At 72.1% G+C, this 21,163-nt stretch carries 19 protein-coding genes; 8 read left to right on the forward strand and 11 right to left on the reverse strand.

Features of this window, described 5'->3' with window-relative positions; all coding sequences use genetic code 11:
- Positions 1 to 35: 35 nt before the first annotated feature.
- Positions 36 to 1,211, reverse strand: a complete 1,176-nt coding sequence (locus tag DEJ51_RS03240; RefSeq protein ID WP_150256092.1) for a hypothetical protein — start codon at positions 1,209 to 1,211, stop codon at positions 36 to 38.
- 117 nt (positions 1,212 to 1,328) lie between these two features.
- On the reverse strand, positions 1,329 to 2,120 hold the full coding sequence (locus DEJ51_RS03245; RefSeq protein WP_150256094.1) for a metal-dependent hydrolase: 792 nt from the start codon (positions 2,118 to 2,120) through the stop codon (positions 1,329 to 1,331).
- A gap of 144 nt (positions 2,121 to 2,264) precedes the next feature.
- On the opposite strand from DEJ51_RS03245, the gene DEJ51_RS03250 reads away from it, so the two are divergent.
- The 3 genes from DEJ51_RS03250 (at position 2,265) to DEJ51_RS03260 (ending at position 6,164) form a co-directional block, all read left to right on the forward strand.
- The gene (locus tag DEJ51_RS03250) at positions 2,265 to 4,787 is read left to right on the forward strand and encodes a DEAD/DEAH box helicase (RefSeq protein ID WP_150256096.1); all 2,523 of its coding nucleotides are present in this window, start codon (positions 2,265 to 2,267) and stop codon (positions 4,785 to 4,787) included.
- A gap of 70 nt (positions 4,788 to 4,857) precedes the next feature.
- Positions 4,858 to 5,754, forward strand: coding sequence for an acyl-CoA thioesterase (locus DEJ51_RS03255; RefSeq protein ID WP_150256098.1), 897 nt, complete (start codon positions 4,858 to 4,860; stop codon positions 5,752 to 5,754).
- Positions 5,755 to 5,762: 8 nt separating this feature from the next.
- Complete coding sequence (locus DEJ51_RS03260; RefSeq protein ID WP_150256100.1) at positions 5,763 to 6,164, forward strand: YchJ family protein; 402 nt, start codon at positions 5,763 to 5,765, stop codon at positions 6,162 to 6,164.
- Here DEJ51_RS03260 and DEJ51_RS03265 read toward each other — a convergent pair.
- On the reverse strand, positions 6,128 to 7,126 hold the full coding sequence (locus tag DEJ51_RS03265) for a DUF6397 family protein (protein ID WP_190620175.1): 999 nt from the start codon (positions 7,124 to 7,126) through the stop codon (positions 6,128 to 6,130). The two genes, DEJ51_RS03260 and DEJ51_RS03265, sit on opposite strands and share 37 nt — an antisense overlap.
- 122 nt (positions 7,127 to 7,248) lie before the next feature.
- On the reverse strand, positions 7,249 to 7,647 hold the full coding sequence (locus DEJ51_RS03275; RefSeq protein ID WP_150256106.1) for a roadblock/LC7 domain-containing protein: 399 nt from the start codon (positions 7,645 to 7,647) through the stop codon (positions 7,249 to 7,251).
- 106 nt (positions 7,648 to 7,753) lie between these two features.
- On the opposite strand from DEJ51_RS03275, the gene DEJ51_RS03280 reads away from it, so the two are divergent.
- Entirely contained in the window at positions 7,754 to 8,191 is a 438-nt protein-coding gene (locus tag DEJ51_RS03280) for a PPOX class F420-dependent oxidoreductase (RefSeq protein ID WP_150256108.1), read from the forward strand.
- A gap of 127 nt (positions 8,192 to 8,318) precedes the next feature.
- Here the strand turns inward: DEJ51_RS03280 and DEJ51_RS03285 are convergent, their stop codons facing one another.
- The 5 genes from DEJ51_RS03285 to DEJ51_RS03305 all read right to left on the reverse strand — a co-directional run bounded on the left by DEJ51_RS03285 (position 8,319) and on the right by DEJ51_RS03305 (position 13,391).
- Positions 8,319 to 8,981 (reverse strand): GTP-binding protein, encoded by a 663-nt coding sequence (locus DEJ51_RS03285; RefSeq protein WP_411757280.1) that lies wholly within the window; start codon positions 8,979 to 8,981, stop codon positions 8,319 to 8,321.
- The gene (locus tag DEJ51_RS03290) at positions 8,978 to 9,358 is read right to left on the reverse strand and encodes a DUF742 domain-containing protein (RefSeq protein WP_150256110.1); all 381 of its coding nucleotides are present in this window, start codon (positions 9,356 to 9,358) and stop codon (positions 8,978 to 8,980) included. The genes DEJ51_RS03285 and DEJ51_RS03290 overlap by 4 nt, the downstream gene beginning before the upstream one ends.
- A 17-nt stretch (positions 9,359 to 9,375) precedes the next feature.
- A complete protein-coding gene (locus tag DEJ51_RS03295) occupies positions 9,376 to 9,819 on the reverse strand; it encodes a roadblock/LC7 domain-containing protein (protein WP_150256112.1) in 444 nt (147 codons plus the stop codon).
- Complete coding sequence (locus DEJ51_RS03300) at positions 9,819 to 12,416, reverse strand: nitrate- and nitrite sensing domain-containing protein (RefSeq protein ID WP_150256113.1); 2,598 nt, start codon at positions 12,414 to 12,416, stop codon at positions 9,819 to 9,821. The genes DEJ51_RS03295 and DEJ51_RS03300 overlap by 1 nt, the downstream gene beginning before the upstream one ends.
- Positions 12,417 to 12,611: 195 nt before the next feature.
- Positions 12,612 to 13,391 carry an MHYT domain-containing protein gene (locus DEJ51_RS03305; RefSeq protein WP_150261666.1) on the reverse strand — a complete coding sequence of 260 codons (780 nt, stop codon included), beginning with the start codon at positions 13,389 to 13,391 and terminating at the stop codon, positions 12,612 to 12,614.
- A 177-nt stretch (positions 13,392 to 13,568) separates the two neighbouring features.
- On the opposite strand from DEJ51_RS03305, the gene DEJ51_RS03310 reads away from it, so the two are divergent.
- Positions 13,569 to 14,168, forward strand: a complete 600-nt coding sequence (locus DEJ51_RS03310) for a class I SAM-dependent methyltransferase (protein WP_150256115.1) — start codon at positions 13,569 to 13,571, stop codon at positions 14,166 to 14,168.
- 50 nt (positions 14,169 to 14,218) lie between these two features.
- Here DEJ51_RS03310 and DEJ51_RS03315 read toward each other — a convergent pair whose 3' ends face one another.
- Positions 14,219 to 15,133, reverse strand: a complete 915-nt coding sequence (locus DEJ51_RS03315) for an oxygenase MpaB family protein (RefSeq protein ID WP_150256117.1) — start codon at positions 15,131 to 15,133, stop codon at positions 14,219 to 14,221.
- Between the two features lie 135 nt (positions 15,134 to 15,268).
- On the opposite strand from DEJ51_RS03315, the gene DEJ51_RS03320 reads away from it, so the two are divergent.
- Both DEJ51_RS03320 and DEJ51_RS03325 read left to right on the forward strand, forming a co-directional pair.
- On the forward strand, positions 15,269 to 16,093 hold the full coding sequence (locus DEJ51_RS03320) for a hypothetical protein (RefSeq protein WP_150256119.1): 825 nt from the start codon (positions 15,269 to 15,271) through the stop codon (positions 16,091 to 16,093).
- A 352-nt stretch (positions 16,094 to 16,445) separates the two neighbouring features.
- Positions 16,446 to 17,444 (forward strand): polyprenyl synthetase family protein, encoded by a 999-nt coding sequence (locus DEJ51_RS03325; RefSeq protein WP_150256121.1) that lies wholly within the window; start codon positions 16,446 to 16,448, stop codon positions 17,442 to 17,444.
- Positions 17,445 to 17,595: 151 nt separating this feature from the next.
- Here DEJ51_RS03325 and DEJ51_RS03330 read toward each other — a convergent pair whose 3' ends face one another.
- Positions 17,596 to 17,778: a hypothetical protein gene (locus DEJ51_RS03330; protein WP_150256123.1), complete on the reverse strand. Its 183-nt coding sequence runs from the start codon at positions 17,776 to 17,778 to the stop codon at positions 17,596 to 17,598.
- A 115-nt stretch (positions 17,779 to 17,893) separates the two neighbouring features.
- Here DEJ51_RS03330 and DEJ51_RS34895 point away from each other — a divergent pair, with 115 nt between their 5' ends.
- Positions 17,894 to 21,160: a DEAD/DEAH box helicase gene (locus DEJ51_RS34895; protein ID WP_223836133.1), complete on the forward strand. Its 3,267-nt coding sequence runs from the start codon at positions 17,894 to 17,896 to the stop codon at positions 21,158 to 21,160.
- Positions 21,161 to 21,163: the final 3 nt, after the last annotated feature.

Here is a 21,163-nt window from a genome sequence, read left to right on the forward strand (position 1 = left end):
TCGGGTCGGTCGGGTCGGTCGGCCGGTCCGGCGGGTCAGCCGGCCGGGATGAAGGCCTGCTTGCGGGCGCAGGTCCAGATGACCGGGTGGGTGTCGCCCTCGGCGTCCTCGGCGGCACCGCCGACCCGGTCGTCGTCGGTGACGGTGTAGGCGGTCGTGAAGGCGTTCGGGGCAAGTGCGGGAAGGGCGCGCATCGGGCCTTCACCGGTCCAGTACTGGGCCCGCTCCTGCGGGTGGTCCGGCGGCGGCGGCCACGCGTACAGGAAGTGGCTGCCGATGCCGACGGAGACGTTCGTATGCGGGCTGATTCCCTCGAAGGTGCCGCGGTGGGCGCTCGGGAGCCGGGGCGCGTAGCCGGCCGGCTCGTGAGGGACGGTCCAGACGGCGGGCCGGTCCAGCCACTGCTCCTGAACGGACACGTACGTGCCGACGATCCGGCCGGAGTCGTCGATGTCGTGGGGCCGGTACTGGTGGTCGAGGCTGCCGAGGGGCAGGAGAGCGGTGGGGCCGGCGTCCACGGCGGCGGACCAGAGCAGCCCGGGGCTGGTGGGCCGGTCGTCCCCGGTGGCCGGGGGCCCGAAGCCGGAGCCGATGACCCGGCCGGCGTCGTCGATGCCGGTCACGTAGTCGAGCCGGTAGCCGGGCGGCACGAGGAGTTTGCGGTGGATCCTGCCGCCGGCCCATTCGAGACCGGTGGTGACTCCCGGTTCGTCGTCGTAGCGGGTGCCGACGACGTGCCCCCGGTCGTTGACGTCGCTCGCGGTGTGTCCGTGGGGCAACAGGGTGACACCGCGCGCCCCCGGCCGGTAGCTGAAGGCCAGGGTCTCGGTCCGGACCGGGGTGGTCAGCGTGCCGACCATGAGGCCGGACCGGTTGACGGCTTCCACCCGTCCGCCGGTGGCTCCGGCGGGCAGCGGGACGGCGAACACCTTGGTGCCGACCCAGTACGCCGGCAGGTCGTGCGAGACGCCGACCGCCAGCCCGGCCGGGCCGATGTCGTTCACCTGGGTGCGGTGCAGCCACGGGTTCGGATACGGGTCCTCCCCCGGCAGCGACTCCAGGATCCGGATGGACGGTTCGCAGCGCGGTCCCGCGTCCGGCGCGCCTGCTGCGGGCTCCGCCGCGGCGGTGCGAGCCGGTAGGACGACGGTGAGCGAGGCGAGCACCGCCGCTGCCGCTGTCGTACGGATGGTCCTGCTTCTCCTGCGCATGGATCCCCCCCCGGGTCCGGACGCGAGCCGACGGCACTGACGGCTCGTCGGCCCACATCATGACCGGCCGGGGCGGGGCTGAACAGACGGCCTCGGGTGCGGCCGGTCGGCGGTACGTCAGATGAAGCCGAGGGCCGAGGCGCCGCCGAAGCCGCCCAGCAGGATGAAGACGGGCATGAGGACCTTCAGCTCCACCCAGCTGCCGGCCCGGAACCGCATCGCCTTCGGCGGGCCGATCGGGTACCAGCGCTTGCCGGCGATCGGCAGCGGCCACAGGACCGGGCAGCCGGACACGGTGAGCGCGTCCCCGATGTCGTGGACCAGGGCTCCGAGCACGATCGGCAGGCCGAGCCAGAGGTACTCCTGGCCCGGTCCGGTGAACAGCCAGTTCGCGCCGTTGCCGGGCTGGTCGAGCACTCCGGCCAGGATCCACGCACTGGTCGCGCCGAGCAGCCAGACCAGGACGTCGCTGGACATCCGGGCGGCGCGCCACAGCAGCCCTTCGACCGCCAGCACGAGGTGCACGAAGAGCAGGGCGAGCACGCCCCAGCGGTCGGCAGTGACGGCGAGCAGGGAGGACCCGCCGCCGATCAGGACGGCCCAGAGCCAGGTGTGTGTCAGGGTGCGGTGGCCGCCGGTCCGGCGGGCGTCCTTCTTGGAGCGGGTGCTCTTGTAGACGGCGTAGGAGATCTTGTCGACCACCTCGCACACGCCTTTGGAGAGCGGGCCGAAGGCGCGCGAGATCGTCGCCGACTTGTGATCGAGGTCCGGGGCGAGGGCCGCTCCGGCGCAGATCAGCGCGCCGACGACGAGGACGGGCCAGGGCATGGGGTGTCCGGCGGCCGCGGTGGCCGCCCCCACCCCCAGCCAGGCCGCTGCCCCGGACAGTGAGTGCGCCGGACCCATCATGGTCGTTCCCCGCCCCGCTGGTGTGTGGTCGGGCCCGGTCGACTGTTTCGTTCGGGCCGCATCGACGGCACAGCGTACCTTCGGTGATCTTCGTTCTGTCCGCCGGTTCCCTGATCCGGGGGGAAGCCAGGCAAGATGGGGGGTGTGACCCTCATTGATCAGCTCCCGCCGAACGCCGACCCCGACGCCCTCTTCGAGGCTTTCTCCTCGTGGGCGGAGGACCAGGGCATCACCCTGTACCCGGCTCAGGAGGAGGCGCTGATCGAGGTCGTCTCCGGGGCGAACGTGATCCTGTCCACCCCGACCGGCTCCGGCAAGAGCCTCGTCGCGGCGGGCGCGCACTTCACCGCCCTCGCCCAGGACAAGGTGACCTTCTACACCGCACCGATCAAAGCGCTGGTGTCGGAGAAGTTCTTCGACCTGTGCAAGCTCTTCGGCACGGAGAACGTCGGCATGCTGACCGGCGACGCCTCCGTGAACGCGGACGCCCCGGTGATCTGCTGCACCGCCGAGGTGCTGGCCTCCATCGCCCTGCGCGACGGCAAGCACGCCGACATCGGCCAGGTCGTGATGGACGAGTTCCACTTCTATGCCGAGCCGGACCGCGGCTGGGCCTGGCAGATCCCGCTGCTGGAGCTGCCGCAGGCACAGTTCATCCTGATGTCGGCGACGCTCGGCGACATGAAGCGGTTCGAGGAGGACCTGACCCGGCGTACCGGCCGGCCCACCTCGGTGGTCCGTTCCGCGACCCGGCCCGTCCCGCTCTCGTACGAGTACGTCACCACACCGATCACCGACACGATCACCGAGCTGCTGGAGACCCGGCAGGCTCCGGTCTACATCGTGCACTTCACCCAGGCCCAGGCGGTCGAGCGGGCGCAGTCGCTCATGAGCATCAACATGTGCACCCGCGAGGAGAAGGACAAGATCGCCGATCTGATCGGCAACTTCCGCTTCACCACCAAGTTCGGCCAGAACCTCTCCCGCTACGTGCGGCACGGCATCGGTGTGCACCACGCGGGCATGCTCCCGAAGTACCGCCGCCTCGTCGAGAAGCTCGCCCAGGCCGGTCTCCTGAAGGTCATCTGCGGTACGGACACCCTCGGGGTCGGCGTCAACGTGCCGATCCGTACGGTGCTGTTCACCGCGCTCACCAAGTACGACGGCAACCGCGTCCGCACCCTGCGCGCCCGGGAGTTCCACCAGATCGCGGGGCGCGCCGGCCGGGCCGGCTTCGACACCGCGGGCTATGTGGTGGCCCAGGCCCCCGAGCACGTCATCGAGAACGAGAAGGCGCTCGCGAAGGCCGGCGACGACCCGAAGAAGCGCCGCAAGGTGGTGCGCAAGAAGGCTCCGGAGGGCTTCGTCGCCTGGTCGGACACCACGTTCGAGAAGCTCATCGCCGCCGACCCGGAGCCGCTCACCTCGCGCTTCAAGGTCACCAACATCATGCTGCTGTCGGTCATCGCCCGGCCGGGCGACGCCTTCCAGGCGATGCGCCATCTGCTGGAGGACAACCACGAGCCCCGGAAGGCCCAGCTGCGGCACATCCGCCGGGCCATCGCGATCTACCGCTCGCTGCTGGACGGTGGTGTGGTCGAGAAGCTCGACACCCCGGACGCGGAGGGCCGCACGATCCGGCTCACCGTCGACCTCCAGCAGGACTTCGCGCTCAACCAGCCGCTGTCCACCTTCGCGCTGGCATCGTTCGATCTGCTGGACCCGGAGTCCCCCTCCTACGCGCTGGACATGGTCTCCGTCGTGGAGTCCACCCTGGACGACCCGCGGCAGATCCTCGCCGCCCAGCAGAACAAGGAACGCGGCATCCAGGTCGGCCAGATGAAGGCCGACGGGATCGAGTACGAGGAGCGGATGGAGCGGCTCCAGGACGTCACCTATCCGAAGCCGCTCGAAGAGCTGCTCTCGCACGCCTACGACGTGTACGCCAAGAGCCACCCCTGGGTCCGCGACCACCCGGTCTCCCCGAAGTCGATCATCCGCGACATGTACGAGCGTGCGATGACCTTCACCGAATTCACCTCCTTCTACGAACTGGCCCGTACCGAGGGCATCGTGCTGCGCTACCTGGCGAGCGCGTTCAAGGCCCTGGACCACACCATCCCGGACGACCTCAAGTCCGAGGACCTCCAGGACCTGATCGCCTGGCTCGGCGAGCTGGTCCGCCAGGTCGACTCCAGCCTGCTGGACGAGTGGGAGCAGCTGGCGAACCCGGAGGTGGAGACGGCGGAGCAGGCCCAGGAGAAGGCCGACCAGGTCAAGCCGGTCACCGCGAACTCGCGTGCCTTCCGCGTCCTTGTCCGCAACGCCATGTTCCGCCGGGTGGAGCTGGCCGCCCTCGACCACGTCAACGTGCTGGGCGAGCTGGACTCCGAGTCCGGCTGGGACGCGGACGCCTGGGGCGAGGCCCTGGACGGGTACTGGGACGAGTACGACGACCTGGGGACCGGCCCCGACGCACGCGGCCCGAAGCTGCTGCAGATCGAGGAGGACCCGGCGCACGGTCTGTGGCGCGTCCGCCAGACCTTCGCGGACCCCAACGGGGACCATGGCTGGGGCATCAGCGCCGAGGTCGACCTGGCCGCCTCCGACGAGGAGGGACGCGCCGTCATCCGGGTCACCTCGGTCGGTGAGCTCGGAGCGCTCTGACCGTCCGCCGCAACCCGCCCCGTCCGCCCGGCCCACCGGACCCGCCGGACCCGACCGTGGAGATCCTCTGATGACGAACCCCGCCGAGAGACTGGTCGATCTGCTCGATCTGGAGCAGATCGAGGTCAACATCTTCCGTGGCGCCAGCCCGCAGGAGTCCCTCCAGCGTGTCTTCGGCGGGCAGGTCGCCGGCCAGGCTCTGGTGGCCGCCGGGCGCACCGTGGAGAGCGACCGCCCGGTCCACTCGCTGCACGCGTACTTCCTGCGCCCCGGCATCCCCGGGGTGCCGATCGTGTACCAGGTGGAGCGGGTGCGCGACGGGCGGTCCTTCACCACGCGCCGGGTCACCGCGGTCCAGCAGGGCAAGACGATCTTCAATCTCACCGCCTCCTTCCATCATCCGGAGGAGGGCGGCATCGAGCACCAGCTGCCTCCTCACCACGTCCCGCACCCGGACACGCTCCCCAAGGTCGCGGACGAGATCCGCGAGCACCTGGGGGCGCTGCCGGAGGCGCTGGAGCGGATGGCCCGCCGGCAGCCCTTCGACATCCGGTACGTCAACCGGCTCCGCTGGACTCCCGAGGAGCTCAAGGGATCCGATCCCCGCAGCGCGGTGTGGATGCGCGCGGTCGGTCCACTGGGCGACGACCCCCTCATCCACACCTGCGCGCTCACCTACGCGAGCGACATGACCCTCCTCGACGCCGTGCGCATCCCCGTGGAACCCCTGTGGGGCATGCGCGGTTTCGACATGGCCTCGCTGGACCACGCCATGTGGTTCCACCGGCCCTTCCGGGCGGACGAGTGGTTCCTGTACGACCAGGAGTCGCCCATCGCGCACGGCGGCCGGGGTCTGGCCCGGGGCCGCATCTACGACGTGGAGGGCAGGCTGCTGGTCTCCGTGGTCCAGGAGGGCCTCTTCCGTCCTTACCCCGCCAAGCCGTCCGAGCCCGCCCCGGAGAACTGAGCACACCCATGCCCACCCCTGCCGTCCCCTGTCCCTGCGGGCTGCCCGCCGTATATTCGGAGTGCTGCGGCCCCTTCCATTCCGGTGCTCGCTCGGCACCCACCGCCGAGCGGCTGATGCGCTCCCGGTTCAGCGCGTTCGCCGTCGGCGACACCGCCTACCTGATGCGCTCCTGGCACCCCTCCACCCGCCCGGACCGTCTGGACCTGGATCCCGAACAGCGCTGGGAGCGGCTGGAGATCCTCGCCACGGAGCGCGGCGGGATGTTCGAGACGGAGGGCTCGGTGGAGTTCCGCGCCCACTACCGCGAGGGCCGGCACACGGGCTCGCTGCACGAGCACAGCAGCTTCTCCCGCGAGGGCGGGGCCTGGGTCTACGTCGGCCCCCTCTCGCCCGTCGACTTCGACTGACCCCGCGCCCCCGCCAGGGCGAAGTCCAGGCTGGTGCGGTACCAGTGGACCTCGTCCGGCGGGCCGGCCGTCAGCAGTACTGTCGCGACCGCGGCCGCCGCCGGCACCTGCGGGTGCCCGTACGGCGGGGGTGGGCCGAGGGCGGCCAGGACGATCCGCTCCGCCGGGTCGGGCACGGCTTCCAGCAGCTCGCCCTCGGGGAGCACGGACGCCAGTACGGCGGCACGCTCCCAGGGGTCGGCGGTTCGTCTCAGCAACAGTCCGACATGCCGACCTCGCCACATGCGCGGTCGTAGATCCGCCTTGGCCGCCATCAGCTCCCGGTCGGCCGGGGGCGCGATCCCGCGCAGCATTCCCGGCTCCCGTACGGCGAAGTTCCGTAGCTCCGCGCTCAGATAGAGCCACACCACGGCCCGGTACCGGTTGATCCGGTAGCCGACCGGGGTCACGTGCCCGCAGCGCGCGAGCCGCGTGAACCGGCTCGGGCCGACCCCCACCACCTCGGCCGCGGCCTGTGCCCCGGCCACCGTCTCGACCCGCTCGCGCAGCGCGCCCGGTGGGCCCGCCACCGACCTGACCCGGTCCAGTTCGGCCCGTGCGTAGCGCACGGTCCCGGACAGCGTGCGCGGCCCGGCCCGCACGATTCCCAGCTGGACGGCCCGTGCGAACTCGCTCCGGCTCAGCCCCAGTTCCCCCGCGGCCTGCACGCCGCCCACCAGCACGTCCGTCGCGTCTCCGGCCGCTGTGCCGCCCGCCGCCGTGCCAGCGGCCACAGCGCCGTCGACCAGAGCGCCGTCGACCAGAGCGCCGTCGACCAGAGCGCCGTCGACCAGAGCGCCGTCGACCAGAGCGCCGTCGACCAGAGCGCCGTCGACCAGAGCGCCGTCGACCAGAGCGCCGTCGACCAGAGCGCCGTCGACCAGAGCGCCGTCGGCCGCAGTTTGCCGAAGTGCGGTCCCCATCTGCGTCATCACAGTCCTCCCCCACGAGCAGCGATTACTCTGTGTGAAGACCGTAACTCAGTGCAACGACATCCCGCGAGGCCTGTGGACAACTTCCCCACAGGCACCGGAGACGGCCCGGTTCAGCCGCCGGTGATGCGCCGCTCCGCGACGCCCAGGTGCTCGCCCACCCTGTTGACCAGGAGTGTCATCTCGTACGCGACCTGTCCGATGTCGGACTCGGCGGCGCTCAGCACGCACAGGCTGCTGCCCGCGCCCGCCGCCATGACGAACAGCGCCCCCTCGTCGTACTCGACCATCGTCTGCCGTACCTCACCTGCCCGGAAGTGGCGGCCGGACCCCTTGGCAAGGCTCTGCAGACCGGCCGCGACAGCCGCCAGGTGTTCCGCGTCCTCCCGTGCCAGCCCCGCGCTCGCCCCCGTGACCAGGCCGTCGTTGGACAGCACCACCGCGTGCCGCACCTGCGGGACCCTGCGCGTCAGGTCGTCCAGCAGCCAGTCCAGTTGCTTGTCCAGTGCCATTCCCGGCCCCTCCCCGTCGACGTCGGCCACATGGCCTCGCCCCACCCCGCGTACTCGTGCCGCAAGCCTTCCCCACCAGCGCCTTTCGGGCAAGGAGGATGTCCCCATGGCGAAGAAGATGACTCAAGAGGAATGGCGGGCGTTCGTCTCGCACTCGACCCGCACCGGAAAGCTCTCCACCGTGCGCGAGGACGGAAGTCCGCACATCGCCCCCATCTGGTTCGTGCTCGACGGGGACTCCTTCGTTTTCAACACCGGAAAGGACACCGTCAAGGGACGCAACCTCGCCCGCGACGGCCGGGTCGCGCTCTGCGTGGACGACGACCGGCCGCCGTTCTCCTTCGTCGTCCTCCAGGGCCGCGCCGAGATCAGCGGGTACGCCGACGACGCCGGCGAACTGCTCACCTGGGCAACGCGAATCGGTGCCCGGTACATGGGCGAGGAGCAGGCCGAGTCCTTCGGCCGCCGCAACGCCGTCCCGACCGAACTCCTCGTCAGGGTTCCGATCGACAAGGTGATCGCCCTCGCCGGCGTCGCCGAATGACCGGCCCCTGACGCGCGCCCCCTGATCGCCGCCCCACAAACCACGAACCACGAACCACGACCTTCGATCCCGGACTCCGGTCCCTGGCCTCCGATCCCCCATTCCCGATGCCGCCGACCGGGCCGGTTCACACGGAATCGGCCTGCGGCTCCACCGAGTCCAGCAGCCGGGCGGTGTGCACCCGCCCGGCGTACTCGACCAGCCTGATCAGCACTTCCTTCCCCGAGTCCCGGTCCCGCGCGTCACACAGCACCACCGGAGTCCCCTGCTCCAGGTCCAGGGCCCGCGAGACGTCGTGCGCCCCGAACCGCCGAGCGTCCGTGAAGCAGTTGACGGCCACCACGAACGGGATACGCCGGTGCTCGAAGTAGTCCACCGCCGGGAAGCAGTCCTCCAGCCGCCGGGTGTCGGCGAGTACCACCGCGCCCAGCGCGCCCTGCGACAGCTCGTCCCACAGGAACCAGAACCGGTCCTGCCCCGGCGTGCCGAACAGGTACAGGGACAGCCCGGACCGGATGGTGATCCGCCCGAAGTCCATGGCCACCGTCGTGGTCGTCTTCTGGTCCACGCCGTCCGTGTCGTCGACCAGTTCCCCCGCCTCGCTCAGCTGCTCCTCCGTCCGCAGCGGCCGGATCTCGCTGACCGCGCCCACCAGCGTGGTCTTGCCGACACCGAACCCGCCGGCCACCAGGATCTTCAAGGCCAGTGCGGCCAGTTCGGGGTCCTCCTCGGGACCCTGCTCCGTGTCCGGGTCCGATCCGGCAGACCGGTCGTCATGCTGTCCCATCAAAGCGCTCTCAATCCCTCGATGACTTCACGCAGAATCCGCTCGTCCGGCAGTTGTGCGGGCGGCACGGGACGGCTGACCTTGACGTGGCCGCCCTCCAGCAGGTCCCCGAGGAGCACCCGCACCACCCCCACGGGCAGGTCCGCGTCGGCGGCGAGTTCGGCCACCGACTGGGTCTCGGACCGGCAGAGTCCGAGCAGTGCCCGGTGTTCGGGACCCAGCAGGGACTCGGCCGCCTCGTCCGTGCCCTCCGGGTCGACCGCGACCAGCGCGATCAGGTCGAAGCGGACCCCGTGGGGCCCCGGCTTCGTCCGCCCGCCCGTCATGGCGTACGGACGGACGAGGGGGCCCGCGTCGGCGTCGTACCACTGGCCGTTCATGTGCCGGACCGCCGCCCTCAGCCCGCGGCCGGCGGACGCGCCGCGAACCGGGGCGGGGTGTAGAGGTGCTCGCCGACCCGCTTCACCAGCCGGGCCATCTCGTAGGCGATCAGTCCGATGTCGGCGCTGGCGGCGCTGAGCACGGCCAGGCAGGAACCGTCGCCGGCGGCCGCGACGAACAGGAAGCCGTCGTCCATCTCGACCATCGTCTGGCGCACGCCCCCGGCGTGGAAGTGCCGGCCCGCGCCCTTGGCCAGGCTGTGGAAGCCGGAGGCGACGGCGGCCAGGTGCTCGGCGTCCTCCCGGCTGAGGGCGCTGGAGGCGCCGACCGCCAGGCCGTCGTTGGAGAGGACCACGGCGTGCCGGACCTCGCGGACCCGGAGCACCATGTCGTCGAGCAGCCAGTCCAGTTCGCCGGACCTGCGGCCCCCGTCGAGGTCGATCCTCTGGTGTTCGATCATCACACTTCTCCTTCGCTGCCTGCGTGGGGGGAGTTGTCCTGGGCGCCTCGGACCCAGCCGTCCCGGTAGGCCGTCATCCGGTCCCGGGCCTGCTCCGGGCTGCGGCCCGGCGGCTCCTCGGGGAGCCGGGACACGGCCGGAGCCTTCGGGGCGGGGGCCTCCCGAAGCTGCGGGACGAGACTGGCCTGGCGTACCCGGCGCGGCAGTTCCGTCACCGAGGCCGGGGGCACCGCCGCCGTCTGGATACGGGTGCCCGCACCACCGGGAGTGCGTGGCCGGAGCGAAGCCACCGGGGCCGGGCGCGGCTCGTCCCGTACGGGGCCGTCCGCCGGGCCCGGAGCCGGGGGCTGCGCGTCCGCCCGTACGACCGTCATGGCGGTCGGCTGCTCCGCCTTCGCGCCCCCCGCCTCCGGCGCCGGGGCGGAGAAGCGGGAGGAAGGCCGGGACGGCGCCCGGGCCGGAGCGGGGGCCGACGGCTCCGGGCGGGTGACGGGGCCGGATTCCGGGGCCGGGGCAGAGCCCGAGGCCCCGGCTGCGCCGTCGGCCGCTGCGATGGTGTCCTGGAGCAGGGAGTTGGGCAGGAGCACCACCGCGGTGGTGCCACCGTAGGGCGACGTGCGCAGGTGCACCTTCACTCCGTGGCGGGCCGAGAGGCGGCTGACCACGAAGAGCCCGAGCCGGTCGCTGTCGAAGAGGTCGAGGGACTCGGACTGCTCGATGCGGCGGTTGGCGTCGCCGAGGGAATCGGGGCCCATGCCGAGTCCGCGGTCCTCGACCTCCAGGACGTAGCCGGTGCCGACGGGCTCGCCGCTGACCCGGACCTTCGTGTGCGGCGGGGAGAACTGTGCCGCGTTCTCGATGAGTTCGGCCAGCAGGTGGGTGAGGTCGGCGACGGCGCCTCCGACCACGGCGGCTTCCACGAGCTGCCGGACCTCGATCCGGGGGTAGTCCTCGATCTCGGAGACGGCTGCCCGAACGACGTTGGTGAGGGGGACCGGCTTCCGCCAGGCCCTGCCCGGGGTGGCACCCGACAGGATGATCAGGCTTTCCGCGTGCCGGCGCATCCGGGTGGTCAGGTGGTCGAGCCGGAAGAGGTCACCCAGCTCGTTCGGGTCGTCGGCGCGCCGCTCCATCGAGTCGAGCAGGGTGAGCTGCTTGTGCACGAGGACCTGGCTGCGGCGGGCGAGGTTGACGAAGACGCCGGAGATCCCGCTGGCGAGCTCCGCCCGTTCGACGGCGGCGCTGAGCGCGGCCCGGTGGACGGTGTCGAGCGCCTCACCGACCTGGGTGATCTCGTCGTCGGCCGGCGGTCCGGGCGGGGTCTCGGCGGCGACGTCGATCTCCTGGCCGGCGCGCAGCCGTTCCATCGCCTGCGGGAGCTTGCGGTGCGCGATGCCCAGGGCGGTGTTGCGCAGCGAGACGAGTTCGACGACCAGCGCCCGGCCGATCCGGACCGAGATGACGAGGGAGGCGGCGACGGCCACCAGGCCGAGCAGCACGGCGGCCCCGGCCGCAGTGAGCGCCCCTTCGGCGAACGGGTCGGCCCGCTCGGCGGCCGCGGCGTGGGCGGCGTCCTCGACCTCCCGCATGGAGGAGGCGATGGCGCCGTGGGCGGCTTCCCATCCGGCGGGTACGCCCCGGCTCTCCTTGGAGGTGCCGGCGGCCAGCGCCCGGTCCTCGGCACCGGTGAGGTCGGCGTAGGCGGCGCTCTTGGCGGCGGACTGCCAGACGGCCTGCTGGTCGCCGGGGAGGTCACGGGCGGCTGAATCGGTGAGGGCGCGGCGGGACTCCACGGCGCCGGTCAGCTGCCGAAGCGTTTCGGCGGTGCGCGGTCCGGGGGTGGCGAGCAGCGCGTCCTCCCGGGACAGCAGTTCCGCGGCGCGGGAGAATTCGAGCAGGACCCGGGCCTCGGAGCCGAGTTCGGCGCTCTCCCCGCCGGTCAGGGCACCGCCGACGGCGAAGGCGGAGTCGACCACGCGCGTGTAGATGGTGTAGGCGGCCTCGGTCGTGGCGCGGCGGTCGGTGATGTCCTTGCGCGACGCGGTCAGGCTCTCGGCGGCGGCTACGAACGCCTCCAGGCGGACCACCACGTCGGAGCGGTAGTCACCGGAGTCGGCGACAGTGTGCTGGTCACCGAGCCTCAGCCGCTGCACGGCCGCGTCGGTCCGGCGGGCCTGCTGATCGAGGGCGCCCGGGTCGGAGGCGGGGTCGGCGAGCAGCCGTACGGCGGCGCGGCGTTCGGCCTGGAGCTCGGTGACGGCGGCGGCAACGGGTGTGCGTATCTCGGTGTCGGCCTGGTGGACGCGGCTGATCCGGGCCATGTCCCGGGCGGTGTTGACGGTCGCGAAGGCCCAGAGGGCGAGGAGCGAGACGACCGGGACCATCAGCAGCGAGACGATCTTCGCGCGGACGGTGGCGGGGCGCAGCCGCAACCTCCGCCGGGATCCGCTCTCGTGTGCGGCGGGCGGACGGGGCCGCTGGTCCCGGAGCTCCGCCGGTTCCTCGGCCGGCGGCCCGGCGTGGGCCCGGCGGCCGCGTGCCGGGGGCGCGGGCAGCCGCGGCGCCGCTGCTTCCGGTTTTCTGCGGGGTGTTCGCATGGGCTCCTCGTTCCGGGCGGCGGTGCGTACGGGTGCGGTGGGGCGGGTGGGGGGGTGGGGCGCGGCCTGACGGTGGGGGTGGGTTGGAGTGACGGCGCCGGCGCCCCGCGAACCGGTGGACCCGGAGCTCCGCAGCGGGAGCGGCCCGCCGCCTCACGGACCGCCGCCGGTGCCCGGTCAGCGCGGGCAGCGCGGTCAGTGGGCGGTCACGGTGTGCTCCCCCAGGTGCCGGGCCGAAGCGGAGGCGGCTCGCTCGTCGGCCGTCGGGGACAGCGCGACGAAGGCCGCGGTGATGAACAGGTAGGAGCCCAGGCCGACGGCGAGCGGGAAGATGAACTGCATGGCCGTGGCGCCGGGCAGGGCAGCGTCCGAGGGGCTGACGCTGACGGCGACGGCCGTCATCCCGGTGTAGTGCATGCTGCTGACGGCGGCGCCCATGACGAGCGAGGCGACGGCGACCGCCACCGGTGACTTGATGTTGAGCGCGGCCCACAGGGCGGCGGTCGCCGCGATCACGGCGATGGCGACGGAGAGTCCGACCCTGAGCGGATCGTAGGTGACGTCGCCGTGCAGACGCAGGGCCGCCATGCCCATGTAGTGCATGCTGGCGACGCCGAGGCCGGTGGTCAGGCCGCCCAGGACGAGGGACCGGCCGCGCTCCTTCCCGTAGCCGACGGCGAAGACTCCGGCACCGACGACCAGCACGGCGACGAGCAGGCTGAGGATCGTGAGCGGCACGTCGAAGTGGATCTCGGTACCCGTGACCTCGAAGCCGAGCATCGCGACGAAGTGCATCGTCCAGATGCCGGTGCCGATGGCGGAGGCCGCCGTGAGGAGCCAGTTGCGGCGGGAGGCTCCGGTCGTGGCGAGCGCACGGACGGTGCAGCGCAGCCCGAGGGCGGCGCCGATCGATGCCATCACGTATGACAGCACGGGTGTCAGCCACCCATAGGCGGCGTGGTCCAGATGTCCCAGGTGTCCCATGGCCACGGGACGCTAGTCCGGGTGACGGCGCGAACAGGGGGCGCATTTCGAAAGCCGCTGGAACTGCTGGAATATGACAGAGCTACGTTCGTCTTCGATCGCACCACGTGCCAGCTTGCGCACGGTCCGCAGGGACACGAGCCGGCACCCTTGGGGGATCATGGGCTCATGAGCGACGACCACACACACGTGCAGGAGTTCTTCGGAGCCCGCGCGGCCGACTGGGACCGCAAGTTTCCGGGGGACGGGCCCGCGTTCACCGCCGCCGTGACCGAATTCGGACTGCGGCCCGGGGACCGTGTGCTCGACGCGGGCTGCGGCACCGGACGGGCCATGACCGCGTTGCGGTCCGCCGTCGGACCCGCAGGGACCGTGCTCGGCGTGGACCTCACCCCGCAGATGCTGGCCGCCGCCCAGCGGGCGGGGCGGAACGCCGACGGCGCCCTGCTGCTCGCCGACGTGGCCCGGCTGCCGCTGCGCGACGAGGCGCTCGACGCTGTGTTCGCCGCCGGCCTCATCGCCCACCTGCCGGACCCGGGAGCGAACCTGCGCGAGCTCGCCCGCGTGGTCCGCCCCGGCGGCGGGCTCGCGCTCTTCCACCCGATCGGGCGAGCGGCGCTCGCCGCGCGTCACGGCCGCGAGCTGACCCCGGAGGACATGCGGGCCGAGCACAACCTCCGCCCCCTGCTGAGCGGTTCGGGCTGGGACATGGCCTCGTACGCCGATGACGACGACCGTTTTCTGGTGCTGGCCCTGCGCCGCCCCTGAACAGACGTGTACGTCGGCACCGCGCCCGGGGCCCGCGGAGGTGCCCGGGATCAGGCCGGAGGCTGGGCCTCTGCTCCGGCGGGCCGGCGGGGATGCGGCACGGGGCAGCCACCGGAGCCGGGCACCGGGAACGTGCCGAGCTCCCCCACGTCGTAGCCGTCCGGATAGCCCTTGATCTCCGGGTTCTGGCGGGCGTAGTGCGGGGCCCGGCGCGGGGGCAGGAGCCGCACCGCCCGGCCGCGCAGCCACAGGGCACCCTGGACGAGGCGCCGTACCGGGGCGGGCGGGGCCTCGTACCGGAACGCGTCCAGCAGGGACTCGTCGAGGAGGGCCAGGCTCGCGCGCCGCACGGCGGGGGCGACCGGCGCCGGGTACCAGGAGGCCATCAGGTCGAGGGTGGAGTCGGCGACCTTGCGGGCGCCCTCGTCCCAGCCGAAGCGGGCCGCCTCGTAGGCGTCGAGGGTGGCTTCGAACTCCTCGTAGGAGCCCGGGATGTCCGTGATGCCCAAATGCCGGCCGAGGGCGGCGTAGTAGTTCGCACAAGCACGTCGCTCGTGGTGGGTCAGCGGACGCCATCCGTAGGCGTCCAGCCAGCGCGCCGGAATCACCACGAACGTGCTCAGGACGTACCGCATGTCCTCGTTGGAGATGTCGTAGCTGCGGTGCATCTGGTTGACACGGCGGATGGCCGTGCGCGCGGTGTCACTCTCGAAGCCGTGCTCGACGACCGCGTCCAGGAGCAGCGCCGTGTCGTCGTAGCGCTTCTGGGTCCGGTCGGTGAACTCGGCGGTCTCGGCCAGCAGGCCACCGATACTCGGGACGGCGTAGGTCCGGAACAGGGCGAGTTCCAGAGCGCGGGTGAAGTCCCAGGGGAACTCGTAGGTGGCGGTGAGCCGGTAGATGGCGAGGAAATCCTTGTCGGGATCGAGACGGAGGATTTCCCTCAGCCGATCGTAACGCTGCACCGGGTGTCCCTTTCTGTGGCGGGTTCCCAACTCTACGTGCAGGTAGCAGCCTTGGAAATCGTGTCCCGCAAGCTCTCGACGGGCGGGTTACCCGCTGGTTAAGGTGCGCCGACGAGAGAGCTACCAGGAGGCCAGGTGTCCGACGACGAGGGTGGCGGCTCGCTGTACGTGCTGACCGCTGTGCTGCTGACCCCGGCACAGTTCCCCAGCATCCTTGGCGACGACTTCCCCGAGGCGTGCTCCCTGCTGGGCGTGGCGCCGAACGGTGAGGGGTACGGGCTGGTCCTCGGCCAGGACGAGGAGGGCGCGCGCTGGACGGTCGTCGTGGACGACGTCTCGCTCGTCGCGACGGCCATCGCCTCCTGGGACTGCGGGATGGAGTACGACCTGTCCCCCGACGAGCGGACGATCGTGGTCTCACTGGCGGGCTGGCCGCTGGAGCTGTCGGTGTCCGCGTCGGGAATCCCGGAGCCGCACGATCCCGAACAGGGAGCGGACGGTACGGGGCGGGTCCCGCTCGCCCCGCCCTCGGCGGACGCATGGGGTCCGGTGCAGCGGCGGATGGGTGCGGACCAGATCGCGCGGGAGTGGGCCGACTGGCGGGAGCGCGTGGCCACGGACGGCGGGGCGGCCGCCGCCGCGCACCCCGGGCTCGCGCGGGCGCTGGAGGAGGCCCTGGCGTATACGACGACCCCGCCGCCGGCCGGCCGGGTGCGGTCCTCGTTCGCCGGGGAGGGGGCCCGGACGCTGCGGGTGGACGGGCCCGGCTGGTCGCTCGTCGCGCGCACCGGTGAGGCGGCCTTCGTCCTGCTGGACGAGGAGCCGGGCGAGGTACTCACGGTCCCCGGCCAACTCACGCCCCCTGCCGAAGGGGAGGCGGACCTCCCGGACCTGCCCGACCTGCCCGACCTGCCCGACCTGCTGACGGCACTCGACCGCATAGCGGTCCGCCCGTCGTGAACAAGAACCGGAGCGGGCGGCGCGGCGTCGGCGGCGACCCTGGCCCTGACCGGCGACCGCGAGCGCGACCGGTGACCGGTGACCGGTGACCGGTGACCGGTGACCGGTGACCGAGATAAAGGCAGTAACGGATCCGCGGCACGAAAACGCATACCGGTCGGTTCGTCGGGATTCGGCCTACCGGTACGACTGATCCCAGCCTCTCCCGTGACCGAAAAGAACCAGCCAAGAAGACCGGAAATCGCTCTGGATCCCCACCCTCCGGAATGATCGAATCGGCCAGTCAAGCGGCTCAAAGGTGCGCACTCCGCACCCGCGGCCCATTCCACGACGGAGGCCGTTCTTGAATTCCATGTCCTACCTGGACCTGCACCGGGAAGTCTCGCAGGACATCGACGCGGAGATCGACACCGCGTTGGCGCAGCTCGGTACGCTGGCGAGCACGACCAGGAACTCAGTGGCCAGGCTCTTGGAGCACCGCAAACTGAGACATCCCCTCTCTGTTCTGCCGCTTCTCACGCACGCCATAGAGACCGGGAATCCGAAGCCGGCCATCCCACTGTCCGCCGTGCACCTGCTGTGGTGGACCTCGGCCTGCTATCTCGACGACCTGGCGGACGCCGACGGTGCCTCCATCTCCGGCGCGCTCACCGAGAACGAAGCTCTGCTCGCATCGGTCATCACCGGAAACTCGCTCCCCATCCAGATCCTTCTGGCGCAAGATCTCCCGGACTCGGCGCGCAGCGCCCTGATAACCGAGGTCCTCAACGGCTGGATCATCGGCGTCGACGGCCAGATCGAGGACATGCGGGGAGAAATCCACACCGCGTCGCGGAAATCGGTGGTCGAGACGTACCGCGGAAAGTCCGGTGCACCGTTCGGAATGATCACGGCAATGGCCGCGATATTCTCGGGAACCACCGCCGAAAAGGTGGAGCTTTGGCGCGAATTCGGCTACGTCTTCGGCATCCTCTGGCAAATCTTCAACGACCAGGAAGACATCCTGTCCGGCCGTAACGAGGATCTTCGCAACGGCACGGTCACCTACCTCCTCGCCTCGGTCGTCGAGGACGCCTCGCCCGATTTCCGAGAGCACGTCTTCGGCCTGTGGACCGCCTCCAGGCGCTCGTATCAGGCCAGAACGGAGCTCGAACGACTGCTGCGGGCGCCCGCCACCCTCGATCGGTACCGGGCGGAGATCGACACATTCCGCGCCGAGGGCCACCGGATCCTGGACGAACTGGGCGGCGACCGGACCTACTCGCCCGTGCTGCGGCACCTCGTGGACCACGCGTCCCAGATGCTGCTCGAAACGGACCTCGTCCCGGCCGCCGTGAGCGGCGCCGCCTGACCGAGCCGCTGCCAGGGCGGGCCACAGCTTTCGGGCGTCACCACCACCGAGCAGGCACGCGTCCGAACCCCGCCCTGCGGCCACGCCCGCCGGGCTCCGCACCCGAGCCGGAGCCCGGCCGCACCGCCGGACGAGCGCGCGGCCGCCGCGGTCAGCGGCCGATCTGCTTCCTGGATATACCCCGCAGGCGACGTCGCTGGGAGGAGTCCAGCAGAAGGTAGGCGGCGACCGGCACGCCGATCAGGACCAGCAGTCCCGCCCAGAACCCGACGGTCCAGAACAGCACGATGGCTGCCACGACTCCGGCAACCGCGACTTTTCCGCTCGTGGACATCTGCGGACACCTCCTTCTGCCGTCGACCACTCCTACCCGCTCAACGCGCCGCCGGGACCACGCGTTCCCCGTCACCCGAACGAACTTCGAAGGGACCCGGGTCATGGCCGCGCCCATGTCATCGACCGCTCGCGGTGGGGTACCCTCGGCCCTTCCATACCAGGTAGTCAAATTTGAGGAATGCGTGCTCTCCGAGATCTCCGGCCTCATCCACCACCACAACGCCGTGTTCCTGCCCGCCGACCCGGCCCGCGGCGGCCGGATCGCCCTCTGGCGGACCGACGGCACGACGCCCGGTGCCCCTGCCCCAGTCGCTGCCCCCGTCCCTGCCTCCGCGGCCGCCTCTGCCGCTGCCTCTGCCTCTGCCTCTGCCACCGCCCGGGTCCGAGCCTCCGCCGATGACGGTGCCCCAGTCCCGGTCGGGGCCGGCGCCCCGTCCTCCGTCGGCAGCCCGGAGGAGCTCACGGTCATCACTCCCGACCTGCGCCGGGCCACCGTGACCGCCCTCGTCCTGTCCGTGGACGAGGCCCTGCCGTTGCTCACCCGCGCCCGGACCGCGGCGCAGACCCGGACCGCGGCGCAGGCCGGAACCGGGGCCACGGACCTGGCCGACGGCGCCAGAGGCTCCGCCGCGGCGTTCTGGGGCGCCGCCGCACTGCTCGCCCTGAGCTTCGCCGCGCGCGGGCAGCTCCTGCCCGGGCTGAGCCCCGCCGGCCACGACGCCTGGCGGATCGGGCCGCTGGACGCGGCCGACCTCGACCAGGTCCGGGAACTGGCCGCCGCCATGCCGCCCGCCGCCCACTGCGTGCCGCTCAACGCCGACGGGCCACCGCGGCTGCCCGCGCCGGAGCCGCTGCTGCGGGCTTTCCTCGACGCGGTCGCCGACACACTCCCCCGCTCCCCCGCCGCTTCCGCGGCCGCCGGTGGAACCGCCTACGCCGACCGACCGCCGCAGCTCCGCCCCGAACTGCGCGGATGGGCCGCCGAGGTGGCCGCCGGCCATGACGCCGGAGTACGGATCTCCCTGCGGATCGAACTCGACCGAGCACTCGGACCGGCCGCTGAAGAGCACCCCGGAGCCGGCGCCCCCGCCTTCCGGGCCGTCCTGCAGATCCACAGCCTGGCCGACGCCGCCCTCGTCGCCGACGCCGCCGACGTCTGGGCCGGATCCGGTACCGCCACGGCCGCCTTCCCGCCCGGCGCCCGGATGGATGCCCTCCGCGCCCTGCGCCGCGCCTCCCGGCTGTGGTCCCCGCTCACCCCCCTGCTCGGCGCGGCCGTTCCCGACGCGGTCGAACTCGCCGACGAGGAGGTCACGGAGCTGCTCGGCGAAGCCGCTGCCGCCCTGGCCGCCGACGGGGTCCAGGTGCACTGGCCGCGCGGGCTCCGCCGGGACCTGAGCAGTCGGGCCGTTCTCGGCTCCCCCGACGACACCGCCGCGAGCACCCGGCCCTCCGGTCTGCTCGCCCCCGGCGCCCTGCTCTCCTTCAGCTGGCGCCACGCCCTCGGTGACCAGGGCGATCTGACCCGCGCCGAACTCGACCGACTCGCCGAGGCGAAGCGTCCCCTCGTCCGGCTGCGCGACCAGTGGGTCCTGGTCGACCCCGCCGAGGCCCGCCGGGCCCGCGCCCGCCAGGACCGTAGGATCGCGGCCTCGGAAGCGCTGGCCGCCGTACTCACCGGGTCCGCGCAGATCGACGGCCGGCGGATCGACGTAGAGGCCACCGGACCGCTGGAAGGGCTGCGCGCGCGCCTCGCCACCGACCTGCAGGAGGCCGCGGACACCCCCGGCGTGCCGCCGGAGCTGCGCGCCACCCTGCGCGACTACCAGCTGCGCGGCCTTCGCTGGCTGGCCCGGATGACCTCGCTCGGCCTCGGCGCCTGCCTCGCCGACGACATGGGCCTGGGCAAGACCGTCACCCTCATCGCACTCCACCTGCACCGCAACCGGCCCGAGAACCCCACCACCGCCGGCCCCACCCTCGTGGTGTGCCCGGCCTCGCTGCTGGGCAACTGGCAGCGCGAGATCGAGAAGTTCGCCCCCGGCACCCCTGCACGCCGCTTCCACGGCACGGAGCGCAGCCTCGCCGGGCTCACGGCACCCGCGGACCGGCCGACGCACCCAGGGGACTCAGGGCACTCAGAGGACTCAGAGCGCTCGGAGAACCCGGAGCACCCGGAGCACCCGGAGCACCCGGAGCACCCGGACCGTCCGAAGCACGTGGGGGGATTCGTCCTCACCACCTACGGCACCATGCGCCTGCACGCGCCCGAACTCGCCGCCGTCGGCTGGGGCATGGTCGTCGCCGACGAGGCCCAGCACGTCAAGAATCCGCGTTCCTCCACCGCGAAGGCCCTGCGCACCATCCCGGCGCCGGCCCGTGTGGCCCTGACCGGCACCCCCGTCGAGAACGACCTCACCGAGCTGTGGGCCGTCCTCGACTGGACCACACCTGGGATCCTCGGCCGCCTCGGCACCTTCCGGTCCCGCTACGCCGACCCCGTGGAGAGCGGCCACGACCCGCAGGCCGCCGCCAGGTTGTCCGCGCTCGTCCGGCCGTTCCTGCTGCGCCGCAAGAAGTCCGACCCGGGCATCGCGCCCGAGCTGCCGCCCAAGACCGAGACCGACCACGCCGTCGCCCTCAGTCCCGAACAGACCTCGCTCTACGAGGCGGTCGTACGCGAGACCCTCGCCGCGATTTCGGAGGCGGACGGGATGGAGCGGCGCGGCCTCGTGGTCAAGCTGCTGACCTCCCTCAAACAGATCTGCAACCACCCGGCCCACTACCTCCGCGAGCACGGCCCGGCGGAACGCGGCGCCAAACAGACCGGCGGCGGCGGCGCCCGCTCCGGAAAGCTGGAGCTGCTCGACGAACTCCTCGACACGATCCTCGCCGAAGGCGGCTCGGTGCTGGTCTTCACCCAGTACGTGGCGATGGCCCGGATCCTGGAGAAGCATCTGGCGGGCCGCGGCATCGCCTCGCAGTTCCTCCACGGCGGGACGCCGGTGCCGCGTCGTGAGGAGCTCGTCGACCGCTTCCAGGCGGGCGAGGTCCCCGTCTTCCTGCTGTCCCTCAAGGCGGCGGGCACCGGGCTGAACCTCACCCGGGCCGGGCACGTCGTCCACTTCGACCGCTGGTGGAACCCGGCCGTCGAGGAACAGGCCACCGACCGCGCCTACCGCATCGGCCAGACCCAGCCCGTACAGGTCCACCGGATCATCGCCGAAGGCACCGTCGAGGACCGGATCGCGCAGCTCCTGGCCCGCAAACGCGCCCTCGCCGATGCCGTCCTCACGGGCGGCGAGGGCGCGCTGACCGAACTGACCGACGCCGAACTGGCGGAACTCGTGGCGCTGCGCCCGACCGCGCGCGGAGAGTGAGCG

Origin of the sequence: Streptomyces venezuelae (genome assembly GCF_008642275.1) — a bacterium.
GTDB classification, from domain to species: Bacteria; Actinomycetota; Actinomycetes; order Streptomycetales; family Streptomycetaceae; genus Streptomyces; species Streptomyces venezuelae_E.